This is a genomic window from Acidovorax sp. FW305-C-20-28, from assembly GCF_058783375.1.
The window spans coordinates 126,775-139,670 of sequence record NZ_JBYSYM010000010.1 but is presented as its reverse complement, the minus strand read 5'-3'; the positions used below and the strand labels follow the sequence as shown (position 1 = coordinate 139,670).

Genomic DNA, 12,896 nt, shown 5'->3' with positions numbered 1-12,896 from the left:
CCGCTTTCCGCTCAGAACAGCACGCGGCTGCGCAGCGTGCCAGTGACGCCGGCCAGCTTGTCCAGCGCCAGGTCGGACGAGGCCGCGTCGATGTCGATCACCACGTAGCCGATCTTCTCGTTGGTCTGCAGGTACTGCGACGAGATGTTGATCTGGTTGTCCGAGAAGATGCGGTTGATCTCCGACAGCACGCCCGGCACGTTGCGGTGGATGTGCAGCAGACGGTGCTTGCCGGGATGGGCCGGCAGCGCCACCTCGGGGAAGTTGACCGACGAGGTGCTGGTGCCGTTGTCGCTGTACTTGACGAGCTTTTCGGCCACTTCCAGGCCGATGTTGGCCTGGGCCTCCATGGTGGAGCCGCCCACGTGCGGGGTGAGGATCACGTTGTCCAGGCCACGCAGCGGGGACAGGAACTCGTCCTTGTTGGTGCGCGGCTCCACCGGGAACACGTCGATGGCAGCGCCCAGCAGCTTGCGCGCCTTGAGCGCCTCGGCCAGGGGCTCGATCTCGACCACCGTGCCACGCGCGGCATTGATCAGGATGCCGCCCGGCTTCATGGCGGCGATCTCGGCGGCACCGATCATCCACTGGGTGGAGGGCAGCTCGGGCACGTGCAGGCTCACGATGTCGCTTTGCGCCAGCAGGTCGTGCAACTGGTGCACCTGGCGTGCATTGCCCAGTGGCAGCTTGTTGACCACATCGAAGAACGCCACCTGCATGCCCAGGGCCTCGGCCAGCACCGACAGCTGCGTGCCGATGGAGCCGTAGCCGACGATGCCCAGGGTCTTGCCGCGGATCTCGTAGGCGTTGTCGGCCGACTTGAGCCAGCCGCCCCGGTGCGCCACGGCATTTTTCTCGGGAATGCCGCGCAACAGCAGGATGGCCTCGGCCAGCACCAGCTCGGCCACCGAGCGGGTGTTGGAATACGGGGCGTTGAACACGGCAATGCCGCGCTCGCGTGCGGCATCCAGGTCCACCTGGTTGGTGCCGATGCAAAAGCACCCGACGGCCACGAGCTTGTGGGCCCTGGCGAAGACCTCCTCGGTCAGCTGGGTGCGCGAGCGGATGCCCAGGAAGTGCACATCGGCGATCTTGGCCTTCAACTCTTCGTCGGGCAGGGCGCCGGAGACGGTCTCGATCTGGGTGTAGCCCGCGGAGCGCAGTACTTCCACCGCAGAGGGGTGGATGCCTTCGAGCAGCAGGAATTTGATCTTGTTCTTGTCCAGAGAGTTGTTGGCCATGGCAGTTGGTGGTTGCTGAGGAATGGGAACGAACGGGTCTTGCACGCTTCGCACCGAAGGTGTGCAGCGCAAGCACCACTATGCACCAAGGATGGTGCAATGCACAAAACCTTGCAGGGCTCCGTGAATGGCAAAATCCTGTCACATAAGCGTCACAATCGGACACACCGCGTCCAGCGCAAGGGGATTTCCCCAGTTGTGACCACTACAGTGCTGTGCGACAACGACACATCACTGTCACAAGGGCTGCCTAGCATGCGCCCTTTGTGCATTTCGCCATCTCCGGAAGGAACCATTCATGCAACTCAAGCAACTGGCACTGTCTGCTGCCATCGCCCTGTCCGTCTGCGCACCTGCGCAGGCCCAACAAGTAGAAATCCAATGGTGGCACTCCATGAGCGCCGCCCTGGGCGACTGGGTGAACGATCTGGCCAAGCAGTACAACGCCAGCCAGACCAAGTACAAGGTCGTGCCCACCTACAAGGGCACCTATGACGAGTCGATGACCGGCGCCATCGCGGCCTTCCGCGCAGGCAATGCGCCCCACATCATCCAGGTGTTCGAAGTGGGTACCGCCACCATGATGGCCAGCAAGGGCGCCATCGTGCCCGCCGCCAAGGTGCTCAACGACGGCGGCTTCAAGTTCGACCCCACCCAGTACGTGTCGGCCGTGGCCGGCTACTACACGGCACCCAACGGCCAGATGCTGAGCTACCCGCTCAACAGCTCGACCACCATCTTCTATTACAACAAGGACGCCTTCAAGAAGGCCGGCCTGGACGCCGACAAGCCGCCCAAGACCTGGCCCGAAGTGTTCGCCGCCGCCTCCAAGCTCAAGGCCAGCGGCCACAGCTGCCCGTTCACCACCAGCTGGATCAGCTGGACGCAGCTGGAGAGCTTCTCGCTGTGGCACAACACGCTGTTCGCCTCCAAGAACAACGGCTTCGATGGCAATGACGCCCAGCTGCAGATCAACACGCCGCTGCACGTGCGCCACTTCGAGAACCTGGCCAAGGCCTCCAAGGACGGCAGCTTCGTCTACAAGGGCCGCGGCAACGCGCCTGACGCCTCCTTCCCCTCGGGCGAGTGCGCGATGATCACCGGCTCGTCGGGCCTGTACGCCCGCGTGGCCAAGGAAGCCAAGTTCGCCTACGGCATCTCGGCCCTGCCCTACTACGACGACGTGAAGGGCGCGCCCCAGAACACGGCCATCGGCGGTGCCAGCCTGTGGGTGATGTCCGGCAAGAAGGCCGAGGAATACAAGGGCGTGGCCGATTTCCTGAACTTCCTGAACGACACCAAGGTGCAGGCCGCCAGCCACCAGCGCACGGGCTACCTGCCCGTGACCACGGCGGCCTACAAGCTGACCGAAGCCTCCGGCTTCTATGAGAAGAACCCCGGCACAGACGTGGCCGTGACGCAGATGATCCGCAAGGCGACCGACAAGTCGCGCGGCATCCGCCTGGGCAACTTCGTGCAGATCCGCACCATCATCGACGAGGAAACCGAGCAGATCTGGTCGGGCAAGAAGTCGCCCAAGGAAGCCCTGGACACCGCCGCCACCCGCGGCAACGAGCAACTGGCACGCTTCGCGCGCGCCAACAAGTAAGCAGGCTTCCCTGCCTGCGGGCAGCCACCCCGGCACACCGGCCGGGACGCTGCCGAAAGCCCGCCTCCCTCGCAAACCGACCTGGTTTGCTGGTTGGCGGGTTGTCTTTTTGAGAGTCTGGACATGGAAAAACGCGTTCTCTTTCGCTCCGCGTGGCTGCCGTGGGTGCTCATTGCCCCCCAGTTGGTCATCATCAGCGTCTTCTTCTTCTGGCCCGCCGGCCAGGCCCTGGTGCAATCCTTCCAGATGCAGGACAGCTTCGGCCTGTCCAAGGAATGGGTGGGCCTGGACAACTTCAAGAGCCTGTTCGAAGACCCGGGCTACCTGGCGTCGTTCAAGACCACGGCCTTCTTCTCGATCCTGGTGGCCGCGGTGGGCATCTGCCTGTCGCTGATGCTGGCGATCTTTGCCGACCGCATCATCAAGGGCGCCATCGTCTACAAGACGGCGCTGCTGCTGCCCTACGCCGTGGCCCCCGCCGTGGCCGGCGTGCTGTGGATGTTCATGTTCTCGCCGTCGCTGGGCGTCGTGGCCTACATGCTGCGCCAGTCGGGCTTCAACTGGAACCACATGCTCAACTCCGACCACGCCATGTCGCTGATCGTGATCGCAGCCGTGTGGAAGCAGATCTCCTACAACTTCCTGTTCTTCCTCGCGGGCCTGCAGTCCATCCCCAAGTCGCTGATCGAAGCCGCATCCATCGATGGCGCCGGGCCCTGGCGCCGGTTCTGGAGCATCCAGTTCCCGCTGCTCTCGCCCACCACCTTCTTCCTGCTGGTGATCAACGTGGTCTACGCCTTCTTCGACACCTTCGCCATCGTGGACTCGACCACGCAGGGCGGTCCGGGGCGCGACACCGCCATCCTGGTCTACAAGGTCTACCACGATGGCTTCAAGGCCATGGACATGGGCGGCTCGGCTGCGCAGTCGGTGGTGCTGATGGCCATCGTGGTCGTCCTGACCGTCATCCAATTCCGCTACGTCGAAAAGAAAGTCCAGTACTGATATGGTTGAACGCAGCCCTTATCTCACCGCGTTCTCGCACCTCATCATGGTGCTGGGCGTGATCATCGTCGGCTTCCCGCTGTACCTGGCCTTCGTGGCCTCCACCCACACGGCACAGGACATCGTGCAGGTGCCCATGCCCATGGTGCCCGGCAGCAACTTCTGGCAGACCTACCACGACGCGCTGTTTGGCGGCGGCACGGGCGCGGGTTCCACTGCGCCGGTGGCGCGCATGATGTGGGTGAGCTTTGTCACCGCCATCGTCATCACGGTGGGCAAGATCGCCATCTCCCTGCTCTCGGCCTTCGCCATCGTGTACTTCCGCTTCCCCTTCAAGGGCATCTGCTTCTGGCTGATCTTCATCACGCTGATGCTGCCGGTGGAAGTGCGCATCGGCCCGACCTACCAAGTGGTGTCGGACCTGGGCATGCTCAACAGCTACGCCGGTCTCACGGTGCCGCTGATCGCATCGGCCACGGCCACCTTCCTGTTCCGCCAGTTCTTCCTCACGGTGCCTGACGAATTGGTCGAAGCCGCGCGCGTGGACGGCGCCGGCCCCATGCGTTTCTTCAAGGACATCCTGGTGCCGCTGTCGCGCACCTCGATTGCCGCGCTGTTCGTGATCCAGTTCATCTACGGCTGGAACCAGTACCTGTGGCCGCTGCTGGTGACCACTTCGGAAGACATGTACCCCGTGGTCATCGGCATCAAGCGCATGCTGGCCGGTGGCGATGCCGGCAACGAGTGGAACATCGTGATGGCCACCGCCCTCTTGGCGATGCTGCCCCCGGCCTTCGTGGTGGTGGTCATGCAGCGCTGGTTCGTCAAAGGCCTGGTGGATACCGAGAAATAAAGATCCAGGCCAGACCACCAGCCCCTACCGCCTTATTCAACTGCGTCGGCAGCTACTAATTCAATAGCAAAATGGCATCTCTTTCCTTTCGCAACATCATCAAGCGCTACGGCGTCGGCCCCAAGGCCAACCAGGTCATCCATGGCGTGAACGCCGAGGTCAAGGATGGCGAGTTCATCGTCATCGTCGGCCCCTCGGGCTGCGGCAAGTCCACCCTGCTGCGCATGGTGGCCGGCCTGGAGGAAATCTCGGGCGGCGAGCTGCGCATCGGCAGCCGCGTGGTCAACGACCTGGAACCTGCCCAGCGCGACATCGCGATGGTGTTCCAGAACTACGCGCTCTACCCGCACATGACGAACTTCGAGAACATGGCCTATGGCCTGAAGATCGCCAAGGTGCCCAAGGAAGAGATCAAGGCGCGCGTGGACAAGGCCGCCAAGATCCTGGAGCTCGGCCACCTGCTCGAACGCAAGCCGCGCGAGCTCTCGGGCGGCCAGCGCCAGCGCGTGGCCATGGGCCGCGCCATCGTGCGCCAGCCCCAGGTCTTCCTGTTCGACGAGCCGCTGTCCAACCTGGATGCCAAGCTGCGCGCCCAGACCCGCCTGGAGATCCAGAAACTGCACCGCGAGCTCGGCATCACCAGCCTGTTCGTGACCCACGACCAGGTCGAGGCCATGACCCTGGCCGAGCGCATGATCGTGATGAATGCCGGCAACATGGAACAGTTCGGCACGCCCGAAGAGGTCTACCACACGCCAGCCACGACCTTCGTGGCCAGCTTCATCGGCTCACCGCCGATGAACCTGCTCAAGAACGCCCCGGGCGGCAAGGAAGGCACCATCCTGGGCATCCGTCCCGAGCACCTGGATGTGGGCAGCGACGGCTGGGCCGTGACGGTGGAGACCGTGGAACTGCTGGGTGCCGAGCGCCTGATCTACGGCCGCCTGAACGGCGAGCAGCTCATCGTGCGCGTGGAAGAAGGCACGCATTCGCCCGCTCCCGACACCGTGATCCACGTGGCGCCGCGCCCCGACCGCCTGCACAGCTTCGACGCCGCCACGGGCAAGCGCATTTCCGCATGACCGGCCTGCAGACCACGGCCTGGCCCTACCCCCGCTGGATCGCCCACCGGGGCGCGGGCAAGCTCGCGCCCGAGAACACGCTGGCGGCCTTTCGCCTGGGCGCCCAGCATGGCTACCGCATGTTCGAGTGCGATGCCAAGCTCAGCCGCGACGGCGTGCCCTTTCTGATGCACGACGCCACGCTGCAGCGCACGACCAATGGCCATGGCACCGGCGGCGACCTCGACTGGAGCGCTTTGTCGCAGCTCGATGCAGGCGGCTGGCATTCGCGCGCCCATGCTGGCGAGCCCCTGCCCACGCTGGAGGCCCTGGCACGCTACTGCATCGCCAACGGGTATTTGCTGAACATCGAGATCAAGCCCACACCCGGACAGGACGAGGTGACTGGCCGCGTGGTGGCCGAGGCTGCCGCCCGGTTGTGGCAGGGGCAGGCCGTGCCGCCGCTGCTCTCCTCCTTCCAGCCCGCAGCGCTGGCCAGCGCCCGCAATGCCGCGCCCCAGCTGCCGCGCGCCCTGCTGGTGGACGTGCACCGCCAGGGCTTCGTGGACGAGGCCGTGGGCCTGGGCTGCGTGGCGATTGTCTGCAACCATGCGCTGTGGGATGCCGCCCTGGTGGCCACCGTGCAGGGCCAGGGCCTGCGCGCCCTGAGCTACACCGTGAACGACCCCTGGGCCGCCCAGCGCCTGATCGACCTGGGCACGGACGGCATCATCACCGACCGGGTCGACCTGTTCAGCCCGGCGGGCTGATCCTGCGTTCCCGCCCGCTCCGGGCTGGAACACTCTCTCACAGGCCGCGCCGCAGGGGCCGCACAATGCGCGCATGACTTTGCAACGCAACTGTGCCGGCCCCGAGGCCGGCATGGCCTTTCTTTCGGCGCTCCTGCTCTCCCGCCGCCCCTGGTCCGGCCTGCTGCAGGCCGCCTTGCTGGTGCTGCTGCTGGCGCCCCTGCCCCTGCTTTCCGCCCTGGCGCAGACCCGCAGCGCCGCGCCGCCGGCCCTCACGGCCAGCAGCGCCTCCGGCGAAAAGCCCGAACTGCCCGGCGTGGATGCGCTGCGCGAGCGCTTCGACGCCATCCCCACCAAGCTCGGCGAGGACGACGACTACCGCCAGTGGCTCAGCGACGTGGCCGCCATCGGAACGGCCGCGACCCAGGTGGCGGCACGCCGTGCCGAAGCGCTGGCCGACATCGACACCCGGCTGGCGGGCCTGGGCCCGGCCCCTGCCAAGGGGGCGCCGGCCGAAGCCTCCGACGTGGCGCAGCAGCGCGCGGCCCTGAGCAAGGAGCGCAGCGCCATCGACTCGGAGCTCAAGCTGGCCCGCCTGATCGCGGTGGACGCCGAGCAGCGCAGCACCGAGATCATCCGCCAGCGCCGCGAACAGTTCCAGACCGCCCTCACCACCCGCATCGACTCACCGCTCACGGGCAGCTTCTGGCGCAATGTGCGCAACGCCTTCCCAGGCGACTGGATGCGCCTGCAGTCGCTGGGCGCCGAACTTCAGGGAGCCGGCGAACGGGCCTGGGATCCCAGGCACCGCACAGGCTTTGCGGTCAGTCTGGTGGTGGCACTGCTGCTGGCGACCGCCGGCCCCTGGCTGGGCGAACGGCTGCTGCTGCGCCTGGCACCCGCGCGCCTGCCGCCCGGGCGCCTGCGGCGCTCGCTGCTGGCCTTTGCTGCGGTGCTGCTGCACACCCTGCTGTTGGCGCTGGCCGCACAGTTGGCATGGAGCGGTCTCACGGTGGAGGGTGGCCTGGGCCCGCGCCTGCAGGCGTTCGAGCGCGCCACCCTGCAACTGGTGGTGTTCGCCGCCTTCATGATCGCGCTGGGCCATGCGCTGCTCTCGCGCAAGCGCAGCTCCTGGCGCCTGGCAGTCCTGTCGGACGAGCTGGCCACGCGCCTGGCCCCCTACCCCTGGTGGCTGGCGCTCACGGCCCTGCTGGGCGGGCTGGTCATCGAGGTCAACCGCGTGGTGGGCGCCAGCCTGGCGGCCGAGGTGTCGGCCCACACCTTGTCGGCCCTGCTCATGGCCCTGGTCATCCTGTGTGCACTGCGCCATCTGCGCGCGCCCTCTGAGGCTGTAACTGCGCCTCCCGTGGAAGCACCCGCCAGCGAAGCCACCGTACCCGCACCCCGCCCGATCTGGGTCGGACTGCTGGTGGCGGCGGCCGCCACCACCGCCTTTGCCATCCTGGTGCTGCTGGTGCTGGGCTTCGTGGCACTGGCCCACATGCTGGCCGGCCAGATGGTCTGGACGGGGGTGGTGTTTGCCACCACCTACCTGCTGTTCCAGCTGGTGGACGACGTCGCACAGGCCGTGCTGTCCTCGCGCGGCGGCTTCGGCCAGCGCCTGCACACGGGCCTGGGCATCGATGGCAAGCTGCTGGACCAGAGCGCCGTGGTGGCCTCGGGTGCGCTGCGCCTGGTGCTGCTGTTCTACATGGTGATCGCCCTGCTGGCGCCGCTGGGCACGGCGCCCGACGAGGTGTTCCGCCGCGGCAGCAGCGTGAACCAGACCCTGCAGGTGGGCAGCGTCACGCTGGCGCCGCAGGCACTGCTCACGGCGCTGGCGATTGCCTGCGCCGGCTTCGTGATGATCCGCATCCTGAAGCGCTGGCTCAGCGAGCAGTTCTTTCCGAACACCTCGCTGGAGCCGGGCATGCGCAGCTCCATCGTCACCTTGCTGGGCTACGTGGGCGGCGTGGCGGTGATCGCCATCGCGCTGGCGGGCCTGGGGATCAGCGTGGAGCGCATCGCCTGGGTGGCCAGCGCGCTGTCGGTGGGCATCGGCTTCGGGCTGCAGGCCATCGTGCAGAACTTCATCTCGGGCCTGATCCTCCTGGCCGAGCGGCCGGTGCGCGTGGGCGACTGGGTGGTGCTGGGCGAAACCGAGGGTGACGTGCGCCGCGTGAACGTGCGCGCCACCGAGATCCAGCTCGGGGACCGCTCCACCGTGATCGTGCCCAACTCCGAGTTCATCACCAAGACCGTGCGCAACATGACGCTGACCGGAGCCCCCGGCCGCGTGCTGCTGCGCCTGCCGGCGCCGCTGGACACCGACGCCCAGCGCATGCGCACGCTGATCCTGGAGGCCTTCACCGCGCACGAGGGCATCATGGCCGACCCCGAGCCCGTCGTGCAGTTGGAAGGCATTCTCAACGGCACGCTGACCTTCCTGGCCATCGGTTACGTGAGCAACCCGCGCAATGCGGGTGGGGTGCGCAGCGATCTGCTGTTTGCCATCCTGGACAAGCTGCGCGATGCGGGGCTGGCGCTGTCACCACCGGCCACCACGGCCGTGGCGCACAGTGCGCGCGCCCAAGGGGGCGATACGCCTTTGGCGCCGGTCGCACCGGTTGCCCCGGGCTGAGTTCAGGCCTTCCAGCTTTTGCCCAGCCACCACTCGCAGGTGGCGCAGGCCACCACCAGGGCGGCATAGGTGGCCATCTTGCCGTCCCGGCCCAGCAGCACCAGACCGGCCAGCAACACGGCACAGCCCACGCCCAATTGGATGGCGAACTGCGCCCAAGCGGCATGGCTTGCGCCCGATTTCCAGCGCAGGATGCGGCTGCCCAGTGCCATCAGCGCGGCCATGGCCACGGCCGGGGCGAAGAAATTGAGCAAGTGGTTGAGTGTGTCCAGCGGACCCATAGGAATTGACCCAGATCAAGGCTATCCCAGGCAGTTGTACCGGGATGTTCCAACAATTTTATAATTGGGGCATGGCAGTCTGGGCCCTCGGCATCAACCACACCACCGCGCCCCTCGATCTGCGCGGCCGGTTCGCGTTCGCGCTCGACCAGATAGCCCCCACGTTGCAGGGGCTACGCCAGTCGCTGGGCCAGCAAAGCCGCCACCCCAGCGTGGAGACGGCCATCATCTCCACCTGCAACCGCACCGAGATCTACTGCGCGGGCGAGCAGGCCGCCATCGACCACACGCTGGGCTGGCTGGCCCAGAGTGGCGGCGTGAGCCCCGCCCTGCTGCGCTCGCATTCCTACACCCTCGAAGACAGCCTGGTGGCGCGCCATGCCTTCCGCGTGGCCAGCGGCCTGGATTCCATGGTGCTGGGCGAAGCCCAGATCCTGGGCCAGATGAAGGACGCCGTGCGCGCAGCGGAAACCGCGGGTGCCCTGGGCACCACCCTGAACCAGCTGTTCCAGCGCAGCTTTGCCGTGGCCAAGGAGGTGCGCACCTCCACCGAGATCGGCGCACACAGCATCAGCATGGCGGCCGCGGCCGTGCGCCTGGCCAGCCAGCTGTTCGAAGACCTGTCCAAGATCCGTGTGCTCTTCGTGGGGGCGGGCGAGATGATCGAGCTGGCTGCCACGCACTTTGCGGCCCGCAACCCCAAGTCCATCGCGATTGCCAACCGCACGCTGGAGCGCGGCGAAAAGCTCGCCACGCGCTTTGGCGGCGAGGTGATGCGCCTGGCCGACCTGCCCGAGCGCCTGCACGAGTTCGACGCCGTGATCAGCTGCACGGCCAGCAGCCTGCCCATCATCGGCCTGGGCGCCGTGGAGCGCGCGCTCAAGAAGCGCCGCCACCGCCCCATGTTCATGGTGGACCTGGCGGTGCCACGCGACATCGAACCCGAGGTCAAGGCCCTGGGCGACGTCTACCTGTACACCGTGGACGACCTGGCCAGCGTGGTGCAGACCGCCCAGGCCAACCGCCAGGCCGCCGTGGCACAGGCCGAGGCCATCATCGATGCGGGCGTGCAGAGCTTCATGCACTGGATGGACCAGCGCCACCCCGAGGGCGGCGTGGTGCCCCTGATCCAGCAGCTCAACGCCCAGACCGACAGCTGGCGCGCGGCCGAGATCGCACGCGCCAAGAAGCTGCTGGCGCGCGGCGAGGACGTGGATGCGGTGCTGGAAGCCCTGTCGCGCGGCATCACGCAGAAGATGCTGCACGGCACCATGGCCGAGCTGCACGCCGGCGACGCCGAGATGCGCGCCCAGACGGCCCAGACCGTCTCGCGCCTGTTCCTGCGCTCGCAAAGCAAGAACAGCGGCCTGTAGCGGCGATCGCCGCCCCGCCAGGCCCGCTGCCCGCCCGAGGACAGCGCCCGCTGCGACAGCGCAGCCTTCTCCCTCTCTTTCACCGCATGAAGACCTTTCTCCGAAACCAGCTGGAGCGCTATGCCCAGCGCCTGGGTGAACTCGATTTCCTGCTCTCGCGCGAGGACATCATGGGCGACATGGCGCAGTACCGCCTGATCTCGCGCGAACACGCAGAAGTGACCCAGGTGGCGGGCCGCTATGCCCGCTACCAGCAGCGCGAGGCCGACCTGGCTGGCGCCCGCGAGATGCTGGCCGACCCCGACATGGCCGAGATGGCGCAGGAGGAGATCGCCAGCGCCGAGGCCGAGCTCCTGGCACTGGAGGACGAACTGCAGCGCCTGCTGCTGCCCAAGGACCCGGACGATGCGCGCAATGCCTTCCTGGAAATCCGCGCCGGCACGGGCGGTGATGAGTCCGCCCTGTTCGCGGGCGACCTCACGCGCATGTACTCGCGCTACGCGGCCAACGTCGGGTGGAAGGTCGAAGTCGTGAGCGAAAACGCGGCCGAGCTCGGGGGCTACAAGGAAATTGTGCTGCGCCTCGAGGGGGACAATGTGTACGGGGCCCTCAAGTTCGAGTCGGGTGGCCACCGCGTGCAGCGCGTGCCCGCCACCGAGACGCAGGGCCGCATCCACACCAGCGCCTGCACGGTGGCCGTGATGCCCGAGCCCGGCGAGACCGAGGCCATCAAGCTCAACCCGGCAGACCTGCGCATCGACACCTTCCGCGCCAGCGGCGCGGGCGGCCAGCACATCAACAAGACCGATTCGGCCGTGCGCGTGGTTCACTTGCCCACCGGCATCGTGGCCGAGTGCCAGGACGGCCGCAGCCAGCACAGCAACAAGGCCAAGGCCCTGCAGGTGCTGCAGGCGCGCATCCAGGAAAAGGAGCGCAGCGAACGCGCCGCCAAGGAGGCCGCACTGCGCAAGGGCCTGATCGGCAGCGGCGACCGCAGCGACCGCATCCGCACCTACAACTTTCCGCAGGGCCGGCTCACGGACCACCGCATCAACCTCACGCTGTACAAGCTGCTCCAGGTGATGGAAGGGGACCTGGCCGACGTGCTGCAGGCCATGGCCCATGCACGCGAGGCCGAACAGCTTGCGGAACTGGAGACCAGCGCGGCGGTCTGACCCTGCAACGCCCCGCCATGGACGACACCACCGCCAACCCACCCGCCACCGTGGCCGATGCCCTGGGCCAGGCACGCACGCTGGGCCTGGCGCGCATCGACGCGCAACTGCTGCTGCTGCACGTCGTTGGCCGGGCATCCGCCGATCGCGCGTGGCTGCTGGCGCACGACACGGATGCGCTGCCCACCGAAGCCGCAGAACGCTTTGAAGCCCTGTGCCTGCGCCGCGCCGCGGGCGAGCCGGTGGCCTATCTCACGGGGACCAAGGAGTTCTACGGACTGCCCCTGTCGGTGGACGCACGCGTGCTGGATCCGCGCCCCGACACCGAGACCCTGGTGGACTGGGCGTTGGCCCTCCTGGCCTTCCTGCCCGCCCCCCGGGTGGTGGACCTGGGCACGGGCAGCGGGGCCATTGCGCTGGCCCTGCAGCACCAGTGCCCCGCCGCCCAGGTGCTGGCCGTGGATGCCAGCGCCGATGCCCTGGCCGTGGCACGTGCCAATGCCGAGCGCCTGGCCCTGCCCGTGCGGTTCGCACAGGCCAACTGGCTGAGCGGCGTGGATGGGCGCTTCGATGCCATCGTCTCGAACCCGCCCTACATCCCCGCAGCCGACCCCCATCTGGCCGCACTCACCCACGAGCCGCTGTCGGCCTTGGCCAGCGGCGATGACGGACTGGACGATATACGCACCATCGTGGTGCAATCACCGGACCACCTGCGCCCGGGCGGCTGGCTGCTGCTGGAGCACGGGCACGACCAGGCCGATGCCGTGTGCGCGCTGCTGCGCGAGCGGGGTTTCGAGCAGGTGCAAAGCCGCATGGACCTGGCAGGCATCGCACGCTGCTCGGGCGGACAATGGCCGACAGTGAAATAATCGCGCTATTGCAGGCTGGCAAGGCCTGCCAGCCTT

11 protein-coding genes are annotated in these 12,896 nt (G+C 67.3%); 9 read left to right on the top strand and 2 right to left on the bottom strand.

The features are described 5' to 3' along the window. Positions 1-11 precede the first annotated feature (11 nt). Complete coding sequence (gene serA / locus AC3WOH_RS13875) at positions 12-1,241, bottom strand: phosphoglycerate dehydrogenase (protein ID WP_492229891.1); 1,230 nt, start codon at positions 1,239-1,241, stop codon at positions 12-14. Between the two features lie 298 nt (positions 1,242-1,539). On the opposite strand from serA, the gene ugpB reads away from it, so the two are divergent. From ugpB to AC3WOH_RS13845, 6 genes are all read left to right on the top strand, one after another. Then, on the top strand, positions 1,540-2,850 hold the full coding sequence (gene ugpB, locus AC3WOH_RS13870; RefSeq protein ID WP_492229890.1) for a sn-glycerol-3-phosphate ABC transporter substrate-binding protein UgpB: 1,311 nt from the start codon (positions 1,540-1,542) through the stop codon (positions 2,848-2,850). 123 nt (positions 2,851-2,973) lie between these two features. Beyond that, entirely contained in the window at positions 2,974-3,855 is an 882-nt protein-coding gene (gene ugpA, locus AC3WOH_RS13865) for a sn-glycerol-3-phosphate ABC transporter permease UgpA (RefSeq protein WP_492229889.1), read from the top strand. A gap of 1 nt (position 3,856) precedes the next feature. Further along, complete coding sequence (ugpE, locus tag AC3WOH_RS13860) at positions 3,857-4,708, top strand: sn-glycerol-3-phosphate ABC transporter permease UgpE (protein WP_184859862.1); 852 nt, start codon at positions 3,857-3,859, stop codon at positions 4,706-4,708. Positions 4,709-4,779: 71 nt separating this feature from the next. Next, complete coding sequence (locus tag AC3WOH_RS13855) at positions 4,780-5,790, top strand: sn-glycerol-3-phosphate import ATP-binding protein UgpC (protein WP_492229888.1); 1,011 nt, start codon at positions 4,780-4,782, stop codon at positions 5,788-5,790. Beyond that, entirely contained in the window at positions 5,787-6,539 is a 753-nt protein-coding gene (ugpQ, locus tag AC3WOH_RS13850; RefSeq protein ID WP_492229887.1) for a glycerophosphodiester phosphodiesterase, read from the top strand. The genes AC3WOH_RS13855 and ugpQ overlap by 4 nt, the downstream gene beginning before the upstream one ends. Before the next feature lie 112 nt (positions 6,540-6,651). Beyond that, complete coding sequence (locus AC3WOH_RS13845; RefSeq protein WP_492229943.1) at positions 6,652-9,159, top strand: DUF3772 domain-containing protein; 2,508 nt, start codon at positions 6,652-6,654, stop codon at positions 9,157-9,159. Positions 9,160-9,161: 2 nt separating this feature from the next. Here the strand turns inward: AC3WOH_RS13845 and AC3WOH_RS13840 are convergent, their stop codons facing one another. Beyond that, entirely contained in the window at positions 9,162-9,440 is a 279-nt protein-coding gene (locus AC3WOH_RS13840; protein ID WP_492229886.1) for a hypothetical protein, read from the bottom strand. Positions 9,441-9,511: 71 nt separating this feature from the next. Between AC3WOH_RS13840 and hemA the strand changes: the two genes are divergently transcribed. The 3 genes from hemA (at position 9,512) to prmC (ending at position 12,860) form a co-directional block, all read left to right on the top strand. Then, on the top strand, positions 9,512-10,813 hold the full coding sequence (gene hemA, locus AC3WOH_RS13835) for a glutamyl-tRNA reductase (protein ID WP_492229885.1): 1,302 nt from the start codon (positions 9,512-9,514) through the stop codon (positions 10,811-10,813). An 86-nt stretch (positions 10,814-10,899) separates the two neighbouring features. After that, complete coding sequence (gene prfA / locus AC3WOH_RS13830) at positions 10,900-11,988, top strand: peptide chain release factor 1 (protein WP_492229884.1); 1,089 nt, start codon at positions 10,900-10,902, stop codon at positions 11,986-11,988. Between the two features lie 17 nt (positions 11,989-12,005). Further along, on the top strand, positions 12,006-12,860 hold the full coding sequence (gene prmC, locus AC3WOH_RS13825) for a peptide chain release factor N(5)-glutamine methyltransferase (RefSeq protein ID WP_492229883.1): 855 nt from the start codon (positions 12,006-12,008) through the stop codon (positions 12,858-12,860). Positions 12,861-12,896: the final 36 nt, after the last annotated feature.